Origin of the sequence: Kitasatospora sp. MAA19 (genome assembly GCF_029894125.1) — a bacterium.
In the GTDB taxonomy this organism is placed as follows: domain Bacteria; phylum Actinomycetota; class Actinomycetes; order Streptomycetales; family Streptomycetaceae; genus Kitasatospora.
The window spans coordinates 41,882-65,523 of sequence record NZ_JARXYZ010000012.1 but is presented as its reverse complement, the minus strand read 5'-3'; the positions used below and the strand labels follow the sequence as shown (position 1 = coordinate 65,523).

Annotated in this window: 14 protein-coding genes; 6 read left to right on the top strand and 8 right to left on the bottom strand. The window is 70.7% G+C overall.

Features of this window, described 5'->3' with window-relative positions; genetic code table 11:
* Positions 1-84: 84 nt before the first annotated feature.
* Positions 85-2,178 carry an RICIN domain-containing protein gene (locus P3T27_RS19790; protein WP_280680405.1) on the bottom strand — a complete coding sequence of 698 codons (2,094 nt, stop codon included), beginning with the start codon at positions 2,176-2,178 and terminating at the stop codon, positions 85-87.
* A gap of 318 nt (positions 2,179-2,496) precedes the next feature.
* Between P3T27_RS19790 and P3T27_RS19785 the strand changes: the two genes are divergently transcribed.
* The 4 genes from P3T27_RS19785 to P3T27_RS19770 all read left to right on the top strand — a co-directional run bounded on the left by P3T27_RS19785 (position 2,497) and on the right by P3T27_RS19770 (position 8,763).
* Positions 2,497-3,528, top strand: a complete 1,032-nt coding sequence (locus P3T27_RS19785; RefSeq protein ID WP_280680404.1) for a substrate-binding domain-containing protein — start codon at positions 2,497-2,499, stop codon at positions 3,526-3,528.
* A gap of 419 nt (positions 3,529-3,947) precedes the next feature.
* A complete protein-coding gene (locus tag P3T27_RS19780; RefSeq protein WP_280680403.1) occupies positions 3,948-6,041 on the top strand; it encodes an alpha-galactosidase in 2,094 nt (697 codons plus the stop codon).
* A 292-nt stretch (positions 6,042-6,333) separates the two neighbouring features.
* Complete coding sequence (locus tag P3T27_RS19775; RefSeq protein WP_280680402.1) at positions 6,334-7,005, top strand: TetR/AcrR family transcriptional regulator; 672 nt, start codon at positions 6,334-6,336, stop codon at positions 7,003-7,005.
* A 318-nt stretch (positions 7,006-7,323) separates the two neighbouring features.
* Positions 7,324-8,763 (top strand): NAD(P)-binding protein, encoded by a 1,440-nt coding sequence (locus P3T27_RS19770; RefSeq protein WP_280680401.1) that lies wholly within the window; start codon positions 7,324-7,326, stop codon positions 8,761-8,763.
* Positions 8,764-8,962: 199 nt separating this feature from the next.
* On the opposite strand, the gene P3T27_RS19765 is transcribed toward P3T27_RS19770, so the two are convergent.
* Entirely contained in the window at positions 8,963-11,635 is a 2,673-nt protein-coding gene (locus P3T27_RS19765) for a glycosyl hydrolase (RefSeq protein ID WP_280680400.1), read from the bottom strand.
* Positions 11,636-12,391: 756 nt separating this feature from the next.
* Between P3T27_RS19765 and P3T27_RS19760 the strand changes: the two genes are divergently transcribed.
* Complete coding sequence (locus P3T27_RS19760) at positions 12,392-12,814, top strand: hypothetical protein (protein ID WP_280680552.1); 423 nt, start codon at positions 12,392-12,394, stop codon at positions 12,812-12,814.
* A gap of 111 nt (positions 12,815-12,925) precedes the next feature.
* On the opposite strand, the gene P3T27_RS19755 is transcribed toward P3T27_RS19760, so the two are convergent.
* From P3T27_RS19755 to P3T27_RS19730, 6 genes are all read right to left on the bottom strand, one after another.
* Positions 12,926-14,680, bottom strand: a complete 1,755-nt coding sequence (locus P3T27_RS19755) for a beta-galactosidase (protein WP_280680399.1) — start codon at positions 14,678-14,680, stop codon at positions 12,926-12,928.
* 37 nt (positions 14,681-14,717) lie between these two features.
* The gene (locus P3T27_RS19750) at positions 14,718-16,679 is read right to left on the bottom strand and encodes a cellulase family glycosylhydrolase (RefSeq protein ID WP_280680398.1); all 1,962 of its coding nucleotides are present in this window, start codon (positions 16,677-16,679) and stop codon (positions 14,718-14,720) included.
* A 97-nt stretch (positions 16,680-16,776) separates the two neighbouring features.
* Positions 16,777-17,622 carry a carbohydrate ABC transporter permease gene (locus P3T27_RS19745; RefSeq protein ID WP_280680397.1) on the bottom strand — a complete coding sequence of 282 codons (846 nt, stop codon included), beginning with the start codon at positions 17,620-17,622 and terminating at the stop codon, positions 16,777-16,779.
* A 5-nt stretch (positions 17,623-17,627) separates the two neighbouring features.
* Positions 17,628-18,614 (bottom strand): sugar ABC transporter permease, encoded by a 987-nt coding sequence (locus P3T27_RS19740; protein ID WP_280680396.1) that lies wholly within the window; start codon positions 18,612-18,614, stop codon positions 17,628-17,630.
* A complete protein-coding gene (locus tag P3T27_RS19735) occupies positions 18,614-19,885 on the bottom strand; it encodes a sugar ABC transporter substrate-binding protein (protein ID WP_280680395.1) in 1,272 nt (423 codons plus the stop codon). The genes P3T27_RS19740 and P3T27_RS19735 overlap by 1 nt, the downstream gene beginning before the upstream one ends.
* 175 nt (positions 19,886-20,060) lie before the next feature.
* On the bottom strand, positions 20,061-21,218 hold the full coding sequence (locus P3T27_RS19730) for an ROK family transcriptional regulator (protein ID WP_280680394.1): 1,158 nt from the start codon (positions 21,216-21,218) through the stop codon (positions 20,061-20,063).
* A gap of 171 nt (positions 21,219-21,389) precedes the next feature.
* Between P3T27_RS19730 and P3T27_RS19725 the strand changes: the two genes are divergently transcribed.
* Positions 21,390-23,507 carry an alpha-galactosidase gene (locus tag P3T27_RS19725; RefSeq protein ID WP_280680393.1) on the top strand — a complete coding sequence of 706 codons (2,118 nt, stop codon included), beginning with the start codon at positions 21,390-21,392 and terminating at the stop codon, positions 23,505-23,507.
* Positions 23,508-23,642: the final 135 nt, after the last annotated feature.

Here is a 23,642-nt window from a genome sequence, read left to right as displayed (position 1 = left end):
GACGGGTGGTCGACCCGTGACCGCTGGGTGGACACGACCGGGGCCGGGCCCACCCAGCGGGGTGTGGACGGTGGCGGTGTCGGGTCAGGACAGGATCGTCCAGGCCTGCCCCGCAGCGGAGTTGGGCTGGTCCGTGACCACCGCGGAGGTGGCCGCCGAGTGCGGGGAGTCCAGCACCAGGCCGGTGGCGACGTTGGTGACGGTCAGCGCGCCGGTGGTGGCGTTCTGGACGACCCGCCACTTCTGGTAGGCGTTGTTCGGGTCGTAGCCGTTGGTCACGTACGCCGCCGCGCCGGCCGAGCCGGGTGCGGTGAGGGTGCCGTGGACCTGCGTGCCGGTGTCGCAGTTGTCGGTGACGTGCACCGTGCCGTCGGCGTTCGCCGCGAACTTCCACTGCTCCGAGGTGTGCGTGTTCCACCACGTGTTGACGTCGACGATCGCACCGTCCGCCGCGCTGCAGGTGCCCTGGACCTCCAGGGCCTCGCCGCCGGTGCCGCCCGCGCCGATCCCGTGGTACGTGCCGTCACCGATCACCGCCGTCACCGGGGCGGCCTGCGGGGTGAGCCGGAACATCGCGACGCCGTGCGCGGCGACCCAGGTGCCGCCGACCGTGCCGCCTGCGGCGACCGTGCCGGTGGCGCCGGTCCACAGGTCCTTGTACGTGTAGCCGTTGCCGGTCAGGCCGAGCGAGGCGAGGCTGCTGCCGATCGTCTGCCAGTTGTTCGGGTCCTGGTTCACCAGCAGGACGGCCGTGTCGCCGCCCGCGAGTTGGCGCTTGAGGATCACCGGGGCGGTGCTGCTGCTGGGCGCGGCGCCGACCAGGGTGGCGGGCTTGGCGAGCGCGTCCTGGTCGATCCGGATGACGTCGGCGTTCTTCATGATCGCCAGGCTGGAGGCGGTGATGCCGGTGGACCAGGTGGTGCCTCCGTCGGTGTGCTGGGCGTCGGCGGAGTTGCGCAGGTCGGCGCCGGACATGAGCGGCGAGGCCATCATCGACAGGATGGACATCTCGGTGCGGGACTCGTCGTCGGTGAACGGCTTGTGGCAGGCGCAGGTGTCGGTGACGCCCCAGGAGCCGTAGACGTCCTGCCAGCCGGCGAACATCATGTCCAGGTCGTTCCAGCTGCCCGGGCGGACGTTGCCCGGGTACTGCAGCGCGGTCTGCAGCTGCCCGCCGTAGAGCACGCCGTTCAGGTCGCTGGCGCGGTCACCGCCGATCCGGCACAGGTTGGCGACCTGCCCGCACCAGACGCCGGTCGGCGCGTAGCCCGGGGACTGGTACTGCGGGGTGCCGGCGGCCCGGATCACCGGGTCGGTGCGGGCCGGGTCGCTGGCGTTGAGCAGGTACGGCACGCCGGTGTGCACGGGCTGGGCCGAGACACTGAGCGCGACCTTCGGCCTGCCCTGGGCGGCGGAGGCGGCGTCGAGCGCCCGCTGGAAGGTCTGCACTCGGGCGTACATGGACTGGGTGAGTTCCCTGCCCTCGCCCTGGGTCCCGTAGTTGTGGCCGTCCGGGCCGACGATCTGCGGGCCGTACGGGCAGTCGTCGTACTTGACGTAGTCCACGCCCCAGGACACGAAGTCGGCGGCGTCCGTGGACTCGTGGCCGAGGCTGCCGGGGTGCATCTGGCAGGTCAGGTAGGTGTCGGTGCCGTACAGGCCGAACTTCATGCCCTTGCTGTGGGCGTACCAGGCCAGGTACTGGATGCCGTTGACGGTCTGCCCGTTGACGGTCTGCGAGGGGAAGGTGTCCGGGCGCGGGATCAGGTGGCCGGAGGTCGGGTCGTTGCCGGTGCCGTCCGTGCCGGCGACCGGGTTGCCGGCGGCGTCGTAGAGCTGCATCGAACCGTACGAGGTTCGCACCAGGTCGGTGGTCTGGCCGTCGCGGTGCCAGAGCGACCAGCCGTCGTCGATGGTGACGGTGTTGTAGCCGGCCGCCACCAGGCCGTTGGCGGACATGAAGTCGATGGTCTGCTTGACCTGCTGCTCGCTCACGTTGGTACCGAGTGAGTTCCAGGAGTTCCAGCCCATCGGCGGGGTGCGGGCGGTGCCGTTGTCCAGGGCGGCGGCCGGGGTGGCCGTGCTCAGCGCGACGGCACCGAGGCTCGAGCTCGCCAGGGCGAGCGACAGCAGGGCGCCGGCGAGGGCGCGAGGGGATGGGCGCAGGCGTAGGCGCATGGGTGCTCCACAGTGGAGGGCAGTGGGGGATGCCAGAGCGAGCCCCTGGTGCGAGATGTTCGGTAATGTCGGATATTGACAGAACCTGCACAGGACTCAACAGAAGCAGGCGCAGGCTAGTGGCTCGCCCCGGCCGACTCAAGTCGTCGGACATGCGCCCGTAACGAGCGGGTATCGGCCCGCAGCTTGCGGGCCGCCAGATCTTGACCGCCGGGTGAACGTGGCGTTTCCTGTCACCATCGCGTTCGACTCCGTTCGGTTCTGGGTGTTTTGAACGTTCAAACACTCAGGCTCTTGTCCTGCCCTTGGAGCGTTTCCGTGTTCTTCCGCCGTCGCAGCCGGGTCGCCCCCCTCACCACGGCCGGTGCGACCGCCCTCGCCCTGGCGCTGGCCGGGTGCTCGGCCGAGGGGCCCGGCACCACGAGCCAGGGCCCGCTCGCCATCACCTTCCTGCAGAAGCAGGGCGACCAGGGGTACTTCATCGACGAGGCGGCCGGAGCCAAGGCCAAGGCCGCCGAACTCGGTGTCGACCTGACCGTCGTGGACCTCGGCAACGACCGCGACCGCGCGCTCAAGGAGGCCAGGACCGCCGTCGCCAAGAAGGCGCGCGGCCTCATCGCCGTCGTGCCCGACCCGTCCGTGGGCCCCGAACTCGTCGCCCTCACCCGCCAGGCCGGCATCCCGCTGCTCTCCACCGACGACCAGATCTGCGCCGACTACCCCGATCCCAGCGCTTGTTTCCCCAACGGACTGGTGCCCCGGGTCGGGTTCAACGGCGCCACCATGGGCGCCTCGGTCGGCGAACGCGCGGCCACCGAGTACGCCAGAGCGGGCTGGAAGACCGCCGACACCTCGATGCTCTCGATCTGGAACAACGACATCCCCGTCTGCCGGGACCGCGTGAACGCGGCGGCGGACGCGTTCTCCGTCCACGCCGGTGCGGTGCTGAAGAACACGAAGGTCGGGACGGCCAACACCGTCGAGGACGCCCGCCGCAGAACCGCCTACGCCCTCGCCTCCAGCCCCGGCGTCAAGCACTGGGTGGTCTGGGGCTGCAACGACGAGAACGTGGAAGGCGGAATCAAGGCCCTGAGCGACGCGGGCTTCGGACCGGACAACGTCATCGGCATCGGCATCGGCGCGTACCTCGCCTGCAAGGACTGGCTGCCCGGCAAGCCCAGCGCGATGCGGGCCGCGCTGCTCATCAAGGGGACCGACGTCGGCGCACTCGCCGTCCAGCAGATGGTCGACCGGCTGAAGGGCCACAAGGACCTCCCGCGCGAGACCATCGTCCCCGCCATCATGGTGGACCCCTCCAACTGGCAGGCCTCCGGCGCACTCTGCACATGACGTGCCGGCGGGCCTGGTGGCATGCGCACCGCGGATCACCTCGGCCGAGCCACGGGGAATCCTGATCGAAGTCGATTGATTGTGTTGACTCTTGTTGACCATCCACCAGTGCAATATCGTATGGCACTACCGCTGACGTTTCGTCGGCACGCCCAACCACCCTCGTGCTGTGCCCCGTCGGCTGCGACGCCCCGCGAAGCAGCACTGTCGGCTCGCCCGACCCCGCCACATCCGGCCGTACCGGCAGGTGCCGATTCGGGGCCGGTCACCCGACACCCGCTTCGAGCGCATGCGACTCGCCCCCCTCTCCGGAGTCGCGCCGTGATCGACGACGCCTCAGCGCACGAGGAATCCCGCCCCTCCTGGCCCGGCACGCGCAAGGGAACGCCCGGCCAGATCCCCCACGTTGGAGCCCCCACATGCGCATCCCCGTTCACCGTTTCGCCGGTGCCCTGACCGCCATGGCGCTGGCCGCCTCCGGTCTCGGCGCCCTCACCCTGAGCGGCGCCACTTCGGCCGCCGCCCTCGGCAACGGCAACGCCCTGACCCCTCCGATGGGCTGGAACTCCTGGAACAGCCTGGGCACCCAGGTCAACGAGCAACAGGTCAAGCAGACCATCGACTTCATGTCCGCCAACGGCTTGGTGCAGGCGGGCTACAACACCGTCACGATCGACGACGGCTGGTCGATGCGCCACCGCGACGGCCAGAGCGCGGACTTCGCGAAGACCGCCGACAACGCGATGCAGCTCTACGACAACAACGGCAACCCGGTCTCCGGCACCGACGGCACGGGCAACGACACCACCAGCGGACACCTGGCGCCCGACCCGCACAACTTTCCCGCACAGGCCGTCAACGGCGCGACGGTGAACGGCATCCAGTACCTGTCCTGGTACGCCCACAGCAAGGGCATGAAGCTCGGTCTGTACGCCACCGACACGTACACCACCTGCCAGGGCCACCCCGGCAGCCTGGGCCACGAGGCCACCGACGCCACCGACTTCGTCTCCTGGGGCGTCGACTTCGTCAAGTACGACGACTGCCCCTACGGCCCCACCATCACCGGCCCCGACGGCTACGCCTACTACCCGCAGGGCGAGGGCAAGGAACTCACCCAGTCCATCTACGCCCGCACCCAGACCTTCCAGCACGCCCTGGACGCCGCCACCGCCGCCCAGGGCAAGCCGAAGGTCACCCTCAGCCTGTCCGCGCAGCCCGCGCACACCGGCATCCCGTACCTGCTGAGCGCCAACGACCCGGCTCGCACCGACCCGCTGATCCAGGCCGCCGGCACCCAGCCGCACCAGGCGCCCGGCTACTCGCCCACCGGCGTGTGGTGCGGCCAGGTCGCCAACATGTGCCGCATCGGCGGTGACCGGGACAGCGAACTGGACGGCGTCCTCTACAACGGCCAGCTGCAGACCGCCCTGAAGTACCCGGGCAACGTCCACCCCGGCAGCTGGAACGACCTGGACATGATGTTCGCCGGCTGGCAGGACGTCAACGGCATCTGGGGCGTCACCGACACCTACAAGGGCAACAAGCCGTTCACCGACGACGAGTCCCGCACCGAGCTGTCCATCCTGTCGATGATGGCCGCTCCGCTCATCTCCGGGGCCGACCTGCGCACCACCGCGGACTCCCAGCGTTCCGGGAACGGCTACACCTGGTCCACCGGCATCAGCGCCTCCGCCCTGGCGATCATGAAGAACCCCGACGTGATCGCCATCGACCAGGACAGTCTCGCCAAGCCCGCCACCCTGGTCGGCAACCCGCCCTCCTCCGCCACCGCCCCGGTCATTCTCAAGCGCCGGCTGGCCAACGGCGACCTCGCCGTCGCGCTGGTCAACCAGGACCCCAACAACTGGGCCATGCCCAGCGCCACCTTCGCCGATCTCGGGCTGACCGGCAGCTCCTACACCTACCGCGAGATCTGGAGCGGCGCGACCGGCACCACCACCGGCACCATCGGAGGCAACTGGATCCCCGCCCACGGCACCGCGCTCTACCGGATCACCGGCGGCGGCAGCGGCAGTAACGGCGGCAGCGGCAACACGCAGACCGGCATCGTCGGCGACGGCCGCTACCACGCGATCAGCGCGAGCGGCACCGGCGGCCTCGCACTCCAGGTGCAGGGCACCTGCAGCGCGGCGGTGGGCGGCAACGCCGTCGTCAACACCTACGCCAACGGCCAGCCCGCCGAGCAGTGGCTCTTCACGCCCAACGCGGACGGCACCGTCCAGATCACCGACAACTGCACCACCGGCACCCAGGTGCACACCGTCCTCGCCGCCGGCGGCGGCGTCGGCAGCGCGTACCTGCTCAACCCCTCGGCCAACAACCCCTGGCAGAAGTGGAAGGTCACCCAGAACGGCTCCGGCGCACTCACCATCACCAACGTCGGCAACGGCCTGACCCTGGACGCCTCCGGCACCGGCGCGGGCTCGACCGTGATGACCGACCCGGCCAGCTCCACCGCGGCCGGACAGAGCTGGACCGTCCTGTCCTGAGCACGTGGCCGGGGCCGAAGCGGAGCGGCAGACGCCTCCGCTTCGGCCCCGGCCACGCCCGCACGACGCCTCTCGGCGGCCTCCACTCCATCGGCGTCGATCCGGGTCGCCCTGAGCGGCAGCTGCGGCGACCGAACTGGCGACCCGGCCGGGCGACCGGTGATGACGTCGACGACCACGAATGGTCCGCCTGACCGTCCGTCACGCTCCCGCCGCGCATCCGCTGTTCGGGAGGACAAGGCGGCACAACATAAGTGGAGTTGCCAACTCCAAATGGTGCTAGTGTGGGTTCATGGACGGAACGGATTCATCCGCACCCCGTGGCGCACGGCGCCTGAGACGCGATGCCGAGGCCAATCGGCAGCGCACGCTCCAGGCCGCTCGGGAGGTGTTCGCCGAGCGGGGGCTGGGGGTGAACCTCGACGACATCGCTCGCCATGCCGGCGTCGGAGTGGCGACTTCCTACCGGCTCTTCGGCAACAAGCAAGCACTGATCAACGAGCTGTTCGAAGAGCGTGTCGAAGCCTTGACGATGGCAGCCGAGCAGGCTCTGGCCAGTGACGACCCCTGGGACGGGGTCGTCGGCCTGCTGACCATGGCGCTGGAGCAGATGGCGGCCGACCGCGGACTGCGAGAAGTCGTGTTCTCCGAGGTCGGAGGCCGTCCGCTGGTGGCGCAGGCTCGTCGCAGGTTCGTGCCCGCAGCCGAGGCGGTCATACGTCGCGCCCAGGACGCCGGCCTGCTGCGGCCGGACTTGGCGACGACCGACATGCAACTCGTCTTCTACATGCTGAGCTGCGTGATACAGCACACCCAGCCGGTCTCCAGCACGGTGTGGAGGCGCCAGCTGACGATCGTCCTGGACGGCCTGCGGGTGCGCCCCGGGCTGACGGACATGCCGGTGGTCGCCCTCACGGCCGCCGAGGAGGAGCAAGTCGCCGGCGTGACCCCCTCCAGTTCCTGAGCCTTTCCGTCAACCCCGAGGTGTTCCTCGCAGGGCCCGATGGCCCGCTCCTCATAGGGCCCGGGATCCGCGCGTGGCCGTGATCGCAGCGGTGTGCCGAGCCACCGCGTGCGGTCAACGGCCCCTGCTGTCATGCCTTTTCGCTGCGGTCCTGTCCACCGGGTCCGCCTCGTGCGCCGGGCCTGACGGCCGGACATCGCGCGAACGAGACGTCCTCACCCGTCGTGGCTCTGCTGCGGCGTTCCACCAGTAACCGCGGGCCGCGCCGGGCACGGTCGGCTCCCACCTTCGAAAAGCACCACGGAAGGACGGCATCCGTTGAATCCGACAGCTCTCGAGGTCGACTACCTGATCATCGGCGCCGGGGCCATGGGCATGGCCTTCGCCGACACCCTCGTCGCCGAAACCGACGCGACGGTGGCCATCGTCGACCGCTACGACCAGCCCGGCGGTCACTGGACGGTCGCCTACCCCTTCGTACGCCTGCACCAGCCGTCGGCCTTCTACGGCGTCAACTCCAGCGAGCTGGGCAGCGGCGCGGTGGACCAGGACGGCTGGAACGCCGGAATGCACGAACTGGCCTCGGCCGGCGAGATCCTGACCTACCTCGACCAGGTGATGCGCAGGACACTCCTGCCGACCGGACGTGTCTCCTACTTCCCCAAGTCGTGCTACGACGGCCCCGATCCGCAGCGGCCCGACGTCCACCGCTTCCACTCCACCGTCAGCGGCGCCGAGTTCGAGGTGACCGTCAAACGGCGGACCGTGGACGCCACCTACATGAACGTCACGGTGCCGGCCATGGTGGCGCCCACGTACGAAGTCGCCCCTGGCGTCCGCCTGATCACCCCCAACCAGCTGCCCGCCCTGCAGCACCAGCCGTCCCACTACACCGTCGTCGGAGCAGGGAAGACCGGCATCGACGCCTGCCTGTGGCTGCTCAGCCGCGGCACCGATCCGGCCGACATCACCTGGATCATGCCGCGCGATTCGTGGCTGCTCGACCGCGCCAACCTGCAGCCGGGGAATTCCGACGGCGAAACGGAAGCAGCCCGTCGCGAGGCCGTGGCCGGCGCTGACACGATCCAAGAGCTGTTCACCCGGCTGGAGGACCGCGGCCTGCTGCTGCGGCTGTCGCCCGACGTCGAGCCCACCGCCTACCGCTGCGCGACGGTCGCCCGCGCCGAACTCGACCAGCTGCGCCGCATCGGCGACATCGTCCGCCACGGCAGGGTCAAGCGCATCGACGAGACCGCGGTCGAACTCGACCAGGCCACCATTCCCGCGCAGGCCGGCACCCTCTACATCGACTGCACCGCCGACGGTCTGGAGCGACGGCCGAAGGTGCCGGTGTTCGACCGAGCGCGCATCACCTTGCAGGCGGTGATTCCCTGCCAGCAAGTGTTCAGCGCCGCAGTCACCGCCCACGTCGAGGCGAGTTACGCTGACGACGACACCAAGAACGCGCTGTGCGCACCCTCGCAGCACCCCGACTCCGCCCTGGACTGGATACGGTCCTTCGGCGACATCCAGGAGCGGATCGTGCAATGGACCGCCGACCCCGCACTCGTCGAATGGCTCCGCACCTGCAGGCTCCTGGGACGGCGGCTCCCCGAGTTCTCACCCGAGCAGCGGACCGCACTCCTCCCCGTGTTCCAGGCCCAGAAACTGAAGCTGGAAGATCTGCTGCACCAGGCTCCCCGGGCACCGCGTTCACCTACCTCGCGGCCTGGACGCTCCTCGCCCTGGCCGGCCTGACGGCCGCCGCCCGCCGTTGACCGTCAGTCGATCTCACGGCTCCGGCGCTCCCGCTGACCAGCCGCCGGGCCACGTGGGAAGACGGTGTGCCCTCCGCACGCCGTCGGGCTCCACTGCCCGAGATGCGAACCGCCGGTGTGCGAACCGGTCGGATGACCGGACCGCACACCGGCGGTGTCGCGCAGCGAGGCGAAAAGGATCAGTCCTCGTCGAACCCATGGCCTCGGCCGAGGCGGCGCAGGTCGAAGGACCAGATGCCGCGGCCGAAGGTGGCGGCGTAGAGCTTGCCGTCGGGGCCGATCTTGAGCTGCTGCACCGAGGTGGTGGGCAGGCCCTTGCCGAGCACCTTGAAGTCGGTGGTGCCGGGCGCGCGGTAGAACGCGGCGAGGTCGGTGCCGAGGGCCAGGCCGCCGTTCGGCAGCAGCTTGATCGAGGTGGCCGGCACGTCGGGCAGGTTGGCCGAGACGTCGGTCCAGGTCGTGCCGCCGTCGTGGGTCTCGAAGAGGTGGCCGATCCCGGCGCCGGGGCCCTCCGTCCAGCTGCGGGAGAAGCCGCTGAACGAGACGAAGACGTGCTGGGCGTCGTTCTCGTCGACCGCGAAGGAGGAGACGTACCGGTTGGGCAGGGTGCCGTCGACGGGCAGGTTGAGCTGGTGCCAGCCGGTGCCGTCGGTCTTGCCCACGGCGATGCCGCGGCTGAAGCCCTGGTTGTTGCAGGGGCCGCACCAGCCCGCGTAGACGGTGCCGTTGACGGTGGCGACGGCGGTGGCGACGTGGCCCTCACCGAGGTCGTAGGCACTGGTCCACTCGCTGCCGCTGCGGATCGCGTAGCCCTTGTGCTGGACCCAGACGTGCCGGCCGCCGGCGATCCAGGTGTTGCCGTCCTTCGGGTCGGCGGTGATCGGGGCGATGAAGCGGGCCCCGGCGCCGCCGAGATCCTTGTCGGGCGGGGCCACCTCGTAGGAGGTGGCCTTGCTCGGGTCCTTCGTCCAGCCGCCGTTGTTGACGGCGCAGTTCTGGGTGACCCACATGTCGAGGTAGACGTACTCCTCGGCGATGTTGCAGCCGTTGGCCGGGTCGACGAGGGTGTCGGCGCCGTCGCCGCCGAAGTTGGAGCCCATCACCTTGTCGTGGGCGCGCAGGATGGACTCGCCGTTGTCCTGGAGGCCGCCGCTGACGATCACGCCCTTGCCGGAGCGGTCGGCGGGGTCCTTGCCGACGCCGACCGAGTAGTACTGCAGGGTGTCGATGGTGCCGTCGTTGAGGGACTTCCAGTCCTTGGCGTGGCCGCCCGCGTCCAGCTGGCCGTTGACCGGGCGGGTGTAGATGCCGCCGTCGTTGCCCACGTACACCGAGGCCTGGCCGTGGTTGCTGCCGATGGCGACGGCGTGCTGGTCGGAGTGCGTGGTCGGCGAGCAGTCGCCGGTCTGCTTGGTGGGGTCGATGCTCCAGCACGGGAACGGGTTGTTCCAGTACGGGGCGATGGTGGCCCACTTGGCGCCGCCGTCGGTGGTCTCGAAGACCTCCTCCAGGCCCGCCCAGACGTGGTCCGGGTTGGCCGGGTCGACCTGGAGGAACTGGTTGTACCAGGACTGGATGCCGGGCTGGTAGCCCGCGTCCTGGAGCGCGGAGCCGGAGCCCTTGAGCTTGTCCTTGTCCGCGACCAGGGTCCACGGGCCGGCCGGGGAGCCTGACTTGGAGACGTAGACGCCCTTGAGGCCGGTGTCGGGGTTGTGCGCCATGACGTCAGGGGACTGGTCGATGGCGTAGTAGCGCGAGCCGTCCGCCGAGCGCGCGAAGGTCACGTTGCCGACATTCGCCGCGTCCGTCGGCAGGTCGCCGAGCGAACCGACGCGCTGCCAACTCCCGTCCGTGGCCTTGCTGTAGAAGCCGTTGTAGGTGTCGCCGCCGCGCCAGCCCACGGCAAGGATCACCTTCGACGGGTCCTTGGGGTCGATCGCGACGTCGTTGGCGATGTTCTTGTACGGCGCGGACGGGTCGGCCGCCTTCGAACCACCCGGCAGGTAGTCGGGGTTGGGCGCGAACTCCAGCGTCCACGGGCCCGACAGCGTGGTGGTGGAGTGGCTCCACACGCCCCGGTTGGTGGCCGCCCACACCTTGTCCCCGGCGAACCGCAACTGGTGGATCGTGGTGGACTCCAGCTCGGCCCCGCCAACCCGGTTCCCGGGCTGGAACTCGCCGTGCTCGGGGTCGGAGAGCACGTACACGCCGGTGCCGACGTACGAGGTCGCACCGGTGTTGGACTCACCGGTGGCGTACCAGAGCCGGCCGCCACCGTCGAGGTTCAGGGTGCCGGTGGACAGCGTCGGCAGCTTGTCGGCGATCGCCTCCCAGTGCCCGCCACCGGTGCGGGAGCGGAACACCCCGCCGTTCGCACCGCCCGCGTAGACGTACCCGTCGCTGTCGGCCGCCAGGCCGGTGATCCGGCCGGTGACGTAGCCAGCGCCGCCGCTGGAGTTGGAGTTGACGTCGCGGTAGCGCGGGTCGTCCCCGTTGTACGGCTTGTCCGTGACGTGGTCCCAGCTGCCGCCGGCGTGCGGCAGCGATTGCAGCTGGGCCCAGGCCGCGCCGTAGGCGCCGGGTGCGACCACGCCGGGGGCGGTGCGGGCCTCGGTGTACTGCGCGGTGCCCTCGGCGGAGTTCTCCGCCTCGCCGCCCTCGTCCGCTCCGGACTCGGCCTTGGCGGAGGAGGCCTGACCGGTCGCCGTCTTGCCCTTGACCTTCTGCGCGTGCTTCTGGCCGATCTCGGTCAGGTGCTGTACCGGGACCGGCTGGGTCCCGGACTGTGCGGTGGGTGCGGCGATGGCCTGAGTGGTGGTCAGGCTGAGCGCGGTGAGCGTGACAGCGCTCATGAGCAGCCGTCGTCGTTGCCTGTTCGGCACGGGTGCGTCCTCCCCTGGGCGTCCGGGATGCGCGGTCGCGCGCCCCGACTTGAGCAGACCGAAGCCTGGCCGGTGCAATGGCACGCTGGGAAGGGAATCGGCGTAACGAATGATTAAAGCCAATTCTGTGAAATCAGTTCAGGACAACGGAATGTCGGCCGGCAGTTGGTGGTCAAGGCATCGCCGACCGGGGAGGGTTGGGGCCGCGCCGACGGAACCGATTGCGCAGGGAGGTCGTCTCACGGCCACACCGTCCGCCAGAATCGGGAGATCCCACCGCATGCACCGACACAGAGCCGTGGGAATCGTCGTCCTCATCCTCGCCGCGCTCGGAACCGCCTCGGCCTGCGACGCGGACGAGGGCGGCGACAACCAGCCCGCCAGCCCGACCACGGCTCCTACCACCGCCGCCACGGCAACGCCTTCGACCGTGTCCCCGACGGCCACTGAGACGAAAGCGTCCACCACGACGGCCGCTTCGCCGAGCGCCCCGGCGGCTCCGGGCACGGCCACCCCTGCACCGCCCCGAACGGCCCCGGCCGCCACCGCGCCGCCCCGCACCGAGACTCCACCCCCCGCGGCCGCCACCTCGTCGCCCGCGCCGATGCCGTCCCTCGACGTCGAGAACCCGACCGACCTGGTCCACGACTCCGCCGCCTCGCCCACTCGCCCGGCCAGCGGTGTGGCTGCTCGGACGGGCGTGGGAGGCAGTTGAGTCCGTGGTGTGTGCGCCTGTCGGAGGAGCCGGATCACGGCAGGTGGACGTACGCCGTCGACCTGGCGCGGGAGGACGGCTGGCGCCGTACCCGCCGTCGGGGCGGGTTCGCCGGCCGGGCCGAGGCGGCCCGGGAGATGAAGGCGGTGCTGGACGGTGAGCTGCGCGGGGTCCCCGAGGACCGCCGCACCACCGTCGCGAGCTTCCTGCGGGAGTGGCTGGCGGCAAGGAAGGGGTCGAGGCGCTGGTGCGTAGACGCCTGGGTGCCGAGGTGCCGGAGGCGGTCGACTGGCGGCGGCCTCGGGCGATCCGTGTGGCGGGCGAGTTCTCGCGGCACGACCGGGCCGCTGCTTCTCCTCACCAGCGGGACCATCACGCCGGTGTTCGGCAACCGGCCGACCTGGGACAACTGGAACAAGCAGGGCAAGAGGTAGCCGCCCGCGGTGCCGGGCCCACACAGCTGCGGGCCTGGCACCGCGGTCGTGGGCTCGTCGGACGGCGGGCCGGTCGTCGGGCGAGGTGCGGAATCCAGGGCGTCGTCGGCCTCAGTCCTCGGTGGGGCCCAGGTCGGGAGTGCCCCGCAGTTCGACCGTGCGGGTGCTGGAGCCGTGCATTTCGAAAACGGTGATCTCGTTCCAGCCGGCCTTCAGGACCGGTGCGGGGACGTAGAGCGTGGTCTGCGGGCCCCGGGACCAGTACCGGCCGAGTGCGAAGTCGTTGATCCAGACCTGACCCTTGGTCCAGCCGTCCAGGGAGACGAAGCCGTCGGCCGGCTGTTCGATGTCCAGGTGCCCCCGGTGGAAGGCCGGACCGACCGGGGGCGCGGCGGGCTCGAACGCGGTGAAGGACAGTCCGCCCAGCTCGTCGAGCGGCAGCGGCCGGCTGTCCCAGCTCTCCGGGGCCCGCCCGTTGACGGTGACCTCGCCGAGCAGGCCCTTGCGGTCGTGCATGCCCTGGCCGTAGTTGACCCTTCCCTGGTTCTCCACCAGTACGGACAGCCGCGCGCCGCGGCGGGGGGCGTGGAAGGAGAGCGTGTGCTCGTGGCTCTCGCGTTCCAGGACGCCGACCGGCTGGCCGTCGACGAAGACCTGGGCGCGGTCCCGTACCTCGGCGATGTGCAGGACGGCCGGTCCGGCCGCCGGGAGTGCCGTCTCGTAGAGGGCGAAGCCGACGGACTGGCCGAGCTGTTCCATGGTCTGCGGTCGGTCGGCGTGCACCGCGTCGCCGAGCCGCTCGCGCTGGTCCAGCAGGCCTGCACAGGCGGTGAGTTCGGCGGTGGTCGGGGCGAGCTTGGGGGCGGGCCCGGGTGCCGGCTCCTCGGGGACGGGTGCGTACCGGGCGATCACCTCGCGGAAGGCGGTGTACTTGGGGGTGGTGTCGCCGGCCTCGTCCAGCGGCGCGTCGTAGTCGTACGACGTGACGGTGGGGCGGTACGTGCCCTTGTCGTTGGCGCCGTTGGTGAAGCCGAAGTTGGTGCCGCCGTGGAACATGTAGATGTTCACCGACGCGCCGGCCGCGAGCAGCCGGTCGAGGTCCGCCGCGGCGTCGGCGGCACTGCGGGTGACATGGGTGCCGCCCCAACGGTCGAACCAGCCGATCCAGAACTCGCTGCACATCAGCGGCCCGGACGGCTGTCGCGTGCGCAGTTCGGCGAGCCCGGCGTCCACCCGGCTGCCGAGGTTGACGGTGCGCAGGACGCCGTCGAGGCCGCCGCGGGCCAGGTCGGAGGGCTGGTCACAGGTGAACAGCGGCACGTCGACTCCGTGCCGGTCCAGCATCTCCGCCAGGTCCTCGAGGTAGCCGGAGTCGTCGCCGTACGCGCCGTACTCGTTCTCCAGCTGGACGGCGAGGATCGGGCCGCCGCGGGTGGAGAGATACGGGAGAACGGGCGGTAGCAGGGCGCCGAGGTAGGCGTCGACCGCCTTCAGGTAGCGCGGGTCGCGGCTGCGCAGTTCGATGTCCTCGTCGGCGAGCAGCCAGGAGGGCAGGCCTCCGCCCTCCCACTCGGCGCAGATGTACGGGCCGGGGCGGAGCAGCACGTGCAGGCCTTCGGCGGCGGCGAGGTCGAGGAATCGGGGCAGGTCGAGACCTGCGTCCAGCCGGAACTCCCCGCGCCGGGGCGCGTGGAGGTTCCAGGGGACATAGGTCTCGACCGTGTTCAGCCCCATCAGGCGCGCCTTGCGGAGCCGGTCGGCCCACTGCTCCGGGTGGACGCGGAAGTAGTGCAGCCCGCCGGAGATGATCCGCAGCGGTCGGTCGTCGAGACGGAAGCCGTCTGCGGCGATCTCCAGTCGTGGCATTGCCGTGGTGCTCCTTGCGATTGAGACGGTTGTCAGGTCAGCTCAGCGGGCGGCAGAGCAGGGCGTCGGGGACTCCGCCGTGGTTCCACTTCCAGGTGTAGGCGACGCCGGCGAGGTACTCGTTGTCGGCGCACTGGCCCTTGTAGTAGCCGGGTGCCCAGTCGCTGGCGGTGGAGCCGCCGGTGGCGGGGCGGTTGTCGCCGTGGTCGAACCAGGCGTTGCGCCCGGTGGTCGACAGCGGAGCTGCGGCCGGCGCACAGAGCAGGGCGGACATCGCGTTGCTGTGGGCGCTGTAGCCGACGGCGTAGGTGTTGTCGGGGCACTGGAGCTTGTTGTAGCCCGGGGCCCAGTCACCGTGGGTGACGTAGCGTTCGTCGGTGACGGTCACCCAGTCGCCGGCTCCGGCGGCGGGCTGGCCGGCGTCGGTGCACAGGCCACGGCTGTCGCCGCGGCCGAGGCCGACCAGGCGCTCGGTGTCGGGGCAGTTGCCCTTGCGGTTGCCGTTGGACCAGTCGCCCTGGGCGAGCATGCGGGTGGAGGCGTTCTGGTCGCCGAAGTCGAGGTCGAGCATGTTCCAGTGTTGGACCGGTGCCACCGGGCCGGTGAGGCTCGGCGCGTTGATCAGCTTGTTCCAGTCGGCGGCCCGCCAGTCGCCGGAGTCGCCCAGACCGAGCCGCTTGCCGGTGGCGTCGTAGGAGAGCAGGGCCCAGTTGTCCTGCGGGTTGCCGTTGGCGTCGCTCCAGCCGACGACCGGCCACTGGGAGAAGTCGGTGTCGTTCTTCACCAGGATGTCGGTGAAGTTGTGGAACCAGGCCTGCTCCTTGGCGTTGGTCGAGCCGCGGCCCGCCGCGCCGAACTCGCTGATCCACACCGGCGCGGTGAAGTGCTGGCCGGACTGGGTGACGAACAGGGCCTCGTCGTTGACGACCTGGGCGAGCTGCTCGGGGGTGAAGTCCTGGTAGCGGGGGTCGCTGGTGGAGCCCGGGCCGCTCTCCGCCCCGGTGTTGGCGGGCCCGGTGTAGGCGTAGAAGTGGGCCGCGTAGACGAGCTTGTCCGACCGGACCAGCGTGTTCGAGAGGGTGCGCACCGGGGTGAGCATCGGCCGTTCGTGCCAGGTGATCGCGGTCGGGATCCCGGACCAGTTGATGCCCTCCATGACGATCAGCAGGTCGGGGTCGGCAGCCAGGATCCGGTTGCCCGCCTCCTCGAAGGCGGCGTACTCGTCGTGGGAGTCGCCCCAGCCCCAGTTGGGGTTGTCCCAGGTGTCACGGCGGACCTCGTTGCGCAGGTCCGCGCCCACGACACGCTTGTTCGCCTGGTACCGCTGCACCATGAACAGCCAGTCCGCCTCCCACTGCTCGGTGGACTGGCTGCTGTTCCACCGCTCGTTGCCGTCCAGGCCGCAGCAGAAGCGGTAGGTGGTGGTGTGGTTGTTGAGGATGACCGCGAAGCCGTCGGCGGTCAGCGCGGCGACCACCGCGTCGTAGACCTGCAGCGGGGTCTTGCCCTTCAGTTGCGGGTTGGCGGCCACCGCCGCGTCCGGCACGGTGCTGGTGTCGTGGATCAGCGCGTTGGCGAAGGGCAGCCGCATGCTGTTGAGGCCCAGGCCGTGGAAGTCGGCCAGGATCTGCGTCATCGGTGTCCGGTCCAGGCCCAGCGGGATGTTGTGCGACACCTGTCCCGCCTGGTTGTTGGCGGGATCGTTGACGTCCCCGCTGCCCTCCCAGGTGCCCTGGGCGCCGGCCCAGTTGCCGGCCTTCAGCTTGAAGCGGTCGCCGTTGGCGTCGACGATGTACCGGCCCCGGGTGCTCAGCGGACCGGTCCACGAAGCCGCGAGCTGCGTCCCCGTCATGGCGGACGCGGTGGTCGAGGCGGTGGTGAGGGGCGCTGCGGAGGAAGCGGATGTTCCCCCGAGGACGAGGGTCACCGCGGCGGCCGCGGCGGGCAGGATTCGGACGAAGGAGCTTCGGACGGTGGGAGGCGAACTGTCTGATCTCATGGTTTCCCCTCCAGGGGTGGGGTGGGGCCTCGGATCTTCAGGTGGTGCGGCCCGGACCGGACGGTCCGGAGTCAAGGGGGGGCGGACCGGGGGCGACTCAGCCCTTGAGTCCGCTGGTGGCGATGCCTTCGACGATGTAGCGCTGGGCGACCAGGAACATGGCCACCAGCGGTGTGATGGTCACGACGGCTCCGGCGAACAGTCCGGGCAGGTTGACGGTCTGTGAGGTGAGGAAGGTCGACAGGGCGATCTGGGCCGTCCACGCGGACGGGTCCTGACCGATGACGAGCGGCCACAGGAAGGAGTTCCAGCTGTCGATGAAGGCGAGCGCGCCGAGCGAGGCCAGCATCGCTCCGGACGACGGCAACGCGATCCGGCGGTAGAGGCCGAACCAGCCGAGCCCGTCCAGGCGTCCGGCTTCCTCGATCTCGGTGGGGAACTGGAGGTAGAAGTTGCGGAAGAGCAGGACGGCGAAGGGGTTGAACAGCCCGGGTGCGATGATTCCCCACAGCGTGTTGACCCCGCCCATGGAGCCCACGAGGACGAAGGTGGGCACGAACGTCACCGAGCCGGGGATCATCAGCGTGGCCACCACCAGGGCGAGCAGGACGCCGCGTCCGGGCACCGGTATCCGCGCGAGGGCGTATCCGGCGGCCGAGGCGAGGATCGTCGACACCGGGGCGGTGATCGCGGCGATCAGCAGCGAGTTGCCGAGGGCCTGGCCCATGTGCAGGGCGGGGTCGCTGAAGAGCGAGCTGAAGTTCTCCCAGTGCATGGCCGACGGCCACCAGGTCCACCGCGGTGACGTCAGGCCCCGGGCGTCCATCAGCGCGTTGCGCAGCATCAGGTAGAAGGGGGCCAGGAACGCTGCCGTCAGCAGGCCCGCCAGCGCCCCCCGCGCGCACCGGCGAAGTACCTGCGACAGCTCTCGCGTGCTTCTCATTCCGCTCACTCCTCACCCTTGCCGAAGCCGGTGACCCGGCCCTGGAGCAGGGTCACCCCGACGATGAGGGCGGTGAGCACGAAGGCTCCGGCCGATCCGAGACCGTAGTTCTGGGCGCCCATCGCGGTGTCGTAGAGATAGACCAGCGGGGTTCGGACCGGGGCCGTCGCCGCCCCGGACAGCCCGCTGTTGAACAGGTTGTAGAACTCGTCGAACGCCTGGAAGGCGGCGATGAACTGCAGCATCAGGACGGCCACCGAGGTGTTGCGCAGCATCGGCAGGGTGATCCTGCGCAGCAGGCGCAGGCCGGTGGCGCCGTCGAGTGCGGCGGCCTCGTGGATCTCCTTGGGGATGCCCTGGAGGCCGGCCAGGAAGAGCACCATGTAGAAGCCGACCTGGAGCCAGAGGCGGAGGGTGACGAGGACGACCCAGTACAGCGGCGGCGACGTGGTCTGCAGCCACGGGACGGCGGACATGCCGAACCATCCGCCGACGGTGTTGGCGATCCCGGCCGGCAGACCGTTGAACAGGCACATCTTCCACACCAGGGACGCCGCGACGTAGGAGACGGCGGCCGGGATCAGGAAGGCGGTGCGCAGCAGGGCCCGGCCGCGCCGGATCCGGTGCACCAGCAGCGCGAGTCCCAGCGAGGCGGCGAACGTCACCGGCACGATGAACAGCGTGAACAGCAGGATCTGGACGAGCGATGTGCGGAACACGGCGTCGGAGAGCAGCGCCCGGTAGTTGTCCAGGCCGACCCAGTGGCCCAGGGCGATGGTGCCGCGGGCCTCGCTGAGGCTGAGCAGGAAGCTCCAGCCGATCGCGACGTACTTGAAGAGGCCCACGCCGATCAGCAGGGGCCCGGCGAGGAGTGCGAACGCTCCCCAGGCACGCCAATCCGTGCGGGGCCGGCGGGTGGGGGCGCCCCGCGGCCGGGCCGTGGGGCGCCGGGCACGCTCGTCGTGCAGCGTGGTCGAGGGTACGGGCTTCATCAGGCGCGCTGCTTGTCGATCTCGCTCTGGGCCTGCCTGGCCGCGTCGGCCAGAAGCGAGGACGCATCCCCCTGCCCGCTGACGATCTTCGCCGCGGCGGCGTTGAACAGGGAGCTCACCGCGCTGTTCCAGGCGCCGGGGTTGTGCCGGCCGTACTTGGCGGCCAGTTCGACCGTCTCCTTGGCGGTGCCCTGGGCGACCTTGTCGGCGGAGGCGGCGACGGACTTGCGCGGCGGAATATGGAAGCCGTAGCTCTCCGACCAGTCCTTCTGCAGGTCGGTCTGCTGGATCCAGAGCCACTGGACGAACTTCTTGGCCGCGTCGACGTTCTTGCCCTTGGCGTTGACGCAGCTGGTCCAGCCGCCGACGCGCACGACGGGCGTGCCGCCCGGCTTGTAGGCGGGCCAGGGCAGGACGCCGAAGTCGTCGCCGAGCGCGGTCCTGATGGCGGGCATCGACCAGAGGCCGCCCCACTGCATCGGAACGACGTTCTGCACGAGGGCGGCGGGATCCCACCAGTCGGTGGTGAAGCCGAGCAGCAGGGACTGGTCGTCGTGAAGACGCTTGAGGCCGGCCACGGCCTCGGCGGCCTGCGGGGAGCCGAAGACGGCCTTGCCGTCGGCGACCAGGTCGCCGCCGTTGGACCACACCGCCATGATGGCGCTGTCGCCCAGGCCGTCGTTGCCGAGGAACAGGCCCTTGGTGTTCTTGGTGGTCAGGGCCTTGGCCGCGGCAACGAGTGCGTCGAAGGTGTCGGGCGGGGTGATGCCGGCCTTGGACAGCGCGCTCTTGCGGTAGTAGAGCATCATGACGTCGTCGATCATCTTGACGCCGTAGAGCTTGCCGTCGACGGTCGCCGTGTCGAGGTCGCCCTGGTTGAAGTCGGGCTTGGCGCTGCCGTAGAGGTCGTCCAGCCGGGCTATCTGGCCGTGCCAGGCGAGGCTGTCGTTGAAGTCGCCGATCTCGAAGACGTCCGGGGCCGCGTCGGTGAGCAGGGTCGCGTTGAGCTTGCCGGCGTAGTCGCCCGGGGTCCAGGTGACCTTGACCGCGATGTCCGGGTTGGCTTTGGTGAACTCGGCCGCGTAGCGGGTGAGGGCCTGCTGGGTGCCGGCCTCGCCGTAGGCGTGGGACCAGACGTTCAGGGTGGTCTTCGCCCCGCCGGAGGCCCCGCCGGTCGGGTTGCTGGTGCAGCCGACCGCTGCTCCGGCGACGAACAGGACGGATCCGCCGAGGAATCCTCTGCGGCTAAGCTGGGATGTCTGTGCGCTCACTTCGCATCCTTCGGGCTGAGGGTGTGGAGGTGCGGGTGGTTGTCCGGCGTGGCCGGTGTCCGACGTTCACGACTGGCAGGCGGTGACGGACATCGGTCGTGCCGGAGGCTCGGGTTGGTGATCGGCGGATCCCGGGTTGCCCGGGGGCGACGTGGTGGCGATTCGTCAGGGGCCTTCAGGGCAGGAGGGCCTGGATGCCGACGACGGCGGCTCCGCGGGCCCACTCCTCCCAGGGGAGTGGACGCAGGGTCAGCGGGCACCTCGCCGCCGCCTTGAAGCAGTGTGCGGCGTAGGCCTCCTTGATGTGCGTTCCGAAAAGGTCGTAGGTGTCGAGTCCTTCGCCGGTGACGACGACGCGCTCGGGGCCGAGCAGGTTGACCAGGGTGGCGATGCCGGTGCCGATCGCGTGGCCGGCCCGGGCGAAGGCGTCGCGGGCGGCAGGTTCTCCGCTGCGGGCGAGCTGGACGGCGCCGTCGAAGTCGAGGTCCGGGTCGTCGGTGGCGCGGCGGACGGTGGCGAGGATGGCGTCGCTGGAGGCGACCGCCTCGACGCAGCCGACCTGGCCGCAGTGGCACCGCGGCCCGACCGGGTCGATGCTGATGTGCCCCATCTCGCCGGCGACACCGTAGGCGCCGGTGACCAGCTCACCGTTGACGACGATCCCCGAGCCGATCCCGGCTCCGATGGTGACCAGCGCGAAGTACTCGGTGCCGATGCCCTCCCCGTACCAGTGCTCGGCGGCGGTGAGGGCCTTGACGTCGTTCTCCACGGTGACGATCAGGCCGGTTTCCGCGGCGACGGTCTCGGCCAGCGGCACGTCGCGCCAGCCGGGGAGCACGGAGTAGCGGACGCGCCCCCTGGGGCGGTCCACGTCGCCGGAGACCGCGATGCCCAGGTGCCGGGTGCGGGCCCGGTACTCGGGTCTCGCGTCGAGGAGTTCACCGACGAGGTCGGTCAGTAGCGCGCACACGGCGGCAGGGTCACGCTCGCCCAGCGGCCGGACGGCGGTGGTGCGCATCCGGGCCCGCAGGTCGCAGACCGTGCCGAAGAGGGTGTCGGCACTGATCTTCACACCGACGAAGAACTCCCGGTCGGGAGTGACGGCGAGCGGGTTGACGGGACGTCCGGCCCCTGGAGCGGTGCGCTCCGGGGGGAGCTCGTGCAGGTAGCCGTCGTCGATGAGTGGTCGCGCGGCCTTGGTCACAGCGGTCGAGGACAGGCCCGTCCGGCGGGCCAGCTCCACCCGGCTGAGCGGGCTCTCGGCCAGCAGCAGGGCGAGGACGGCGGTTTCGGCCGGTGCGGTGACCAGTGGCCGCGAGTGGTTTGGAAACACGGCGGCAACCTACCGGTAAATAAATAACTTCGTCCAGTATTGATTTCCCTTCCGGGCGGTCCTACGCTCTGGCCCAACTCCGGGCGCTTCCAGCGTCGTTCACCATGGCGACCGGCTGTTTCCGGTCCGCGCCTGACCCCCAGCGTCGCTCGACACCCCTCAGGACCTCCTGTGCCTACCACGCCCTCATCCGCTTCCTTCGACCCCGCCCGCGGGCTGGCGGTCCTACGGACCCCGAACAGCGTCTACGCCGTACGCATCGGCGTTGACGGCAGCCCCCGGCATCTGCACTGGGGGGCACCGCTCGACACCGACGCCCTCGGTGGACTGCCGGCGGCCGCCTCACCCGCCGCGAGCAGCTTCGAGGCAGACCCCGCGCCGGACGAGCTGGCCCCGCAGACCGGTGCGCGGTTCGGGCCCGCCGGCCTCCAGGTGCGATTCGCCGACGGCACCCGCGGCGCACAGTGGTCCTTCACCGGGCACACGGTCCACGGCGGGGAGCTGCGCCTGCGCCTGGCGGACCGCCGCCACCCGCTGGCCGCCGAGCTCTGCTACCGCGTCCGCCCCGACAGCGACGTCATCGAACGATGGGTGGAACTCACCCACACCGGTGCCGACGACTCGGGCCCGATCAGCGTCGACCGGCTGGACTCGGCCTCCTGGACGGCGCCGGCACTGCCCGACTACCGGCTCAGCCACCTCGTGGGCGGCTGGAACAGCGAGTTCCAGCTGCACCGCGACCGGCTCCCGGTCGCCGAGACCGTGCTCACCAGCCGACGCGGCATCACCAGCCACCACGCCAACCCCTGGCTCGCCCTCGACGACGGCACCGCCGACGAGGAACACGGCGAGGTCTGGAGCACCGCCCTGGCCTGGAGCGGAAGCTGGCGCATCACCGTGCACCGCGACCCGGTCGGCCGGACCACCTGGACCGGCGGCTTCGGTCACGAGGGACTCACCTGGACCCTCGGACCCGGCGAGCGCCTGCACACCCCCGTCTTCGCCGGCCTCCACACCCGCGACGGCTTCGGCGCCGCCAGCCGCGCCTGGCACACCCACGTCCGCACCGCCGTCCTGCCCGACCCCGAGCGTGACCGACCCGTCGTCTACAACTCGTGGGAGGCCACCGGATTCGACGTCGGCCAGGCCGGCCAGCTGCGCCTGGCCCGACTGGCCGCCCGCCTGGGCGCCGAACTCTTCGTCCTCGACGACGGATGGTTCGGCGGCCGTACCAGTGACCGCGCCGGCCTCGGCGACTGGACACCCCGGCCCGAGGCGTTCCCCGACGGGCTGCGCCCACTGGCCGACGAGGTGCACCGCCTGGGCATGGCCTTCGGACTGTGGGTCGAGCCGGAAATGGTCAACCGCGACAGCGAGCTCCACCGCGCCCACCCCGACTGGGTCGTCCACTCCCCCACCCTGGACGCCACCGAGCTGCGCAACCAGCTCATGCTGAACTTCGCCCGCCCCGACGTCGAGGCCTGGGCCCACCGCACCCTGGACCGACTGGTGCGCGAGAACGACGTCGACTGGCTCAAGTGGGACGCCAACCGGGTCGTCACCGAAGCCGGATGGGCCGGCCACCCGGACCCCGACCGGCTCTGGATCGACCACACCCGCGCCGTCCACCGGATCATGGACCGCCTCCGCACCGACCATCCGGGCCTGCGCATCGAGGCCTGCGCGGGCGGCGGCGGACGGGCCGACCTCGGCATCCTCGCCCGCACCGACCAGGTCTGGACCTCGGACAACACCGACCCCGTCGACCGGATCGGCATCCAACACGGCTTCAGCCAGCTCTTTCCCGCCCAGGCCATGGCCGCCTGGGTGACCGACAGCCCCAACGTCGCCACCGGCCGCACCACCCCGTTGCGGTTCCGCTTCCACGTCGCCATGGCCGGCGCGCTCGGCCTCGGCGCGGACCTCACCGCCTGGTCCGAGGAGGAACTCGACGAGGCCGCCGCATTCGTCGCCCGCTACAAGGAGATCCGCCCGCTGGTCCAGCACGGCCGCCAACACCGCCTGACGGGCCCCGGCGGAGTGACGGCCGTGCACTACGCGTCCCAGGACGGCGCCGAACACGCCGTCCTCGCCTGGCGCCCCGCGACCCGGTTCGGCCACCAGCCCCCTGGCCTCGCCCTGCCGGCCCTGGACCCGGCGGCCCGCTACCTCGACGTCGACGAGGGCACCACCCACAGCGGCGCCGTCCTGGCCCGGCGGGGCATCGACCTCCGGCTGCCCGCCGGCGACTACGCCAGCCGCCTGATCCGGCTGCGCCGGACGATCTGACCCCCGCCCCCTTCGTTCACCCTCCGCACGAAGGACCGGAGCACATGGCCACACCCCGCGTCCTGGTCGTCGGCATCGACGCGCCCCACCACCGCCGCCTCAAATGATCCATTGGCCGGTCGGTCCGGTCCCAAG

Bases quoted from the DNA above. Each gene is read 5' to 3' on its own strand.
- P3T27_RS19790 (WP_280680405.1), bottom strand. From the start codon at position 2,178: ATGCGCCTACGCCTGCGCCCATCCCCTCGCGCCCTCGCCGGCGCCCTG.
- P3T27_RS19780 (WP_280680403.1), top strand. From the start codon at position 3,948: ATGCGCATCCCCGTTCACCGTTTCGCCGGTGCCCTGACCGCCATGGCG.
- P3T27_RS19775 (WP_280680402.1), top strand. From the start codon at position 6,334: ATGGACGGAACGGATTCATCCGCACCCCGTGGCGCACGGCGCCTGAGA.
- P3T27_RS19765 (WP_280680400.1), bottom strand. From the start codon at position 11,635: ATGAGCGCTGTCACGCTCACCGCGCTCAGCCTGACCACCACTCAGGCC.
- P3T27_RS19755 (WP_280680399.1), bottom strand. From the start codon at position 14,680: ATGCCACGACTGGAGATCGCCGCAGACGGCTTCCGTCTCGACGACCGA.
- P3T27_RS19750 (WP_280680398.1), bottom strand. From the start codon at position 16,679: ATGAGATCAGACAGTTCGCCTCCCACCGTCCGAAGCTCCTTCGTCCGA.
- P3T27_RS19745 (WP_280680397.1), bottom strand. From the start codon at position 17,622: ATGAGAAGCACGCGAGAGCTGTCGCAGGTACTTCGCCGGTGCGCGCGG.
- P3T27_RS19740 (WP_280680396.1), bottom strand. From the start codon at position 18,614: ATGAAGCCCGTACCCTCGACCACGCTGCACGACGAGCGTGCCCGGCGC.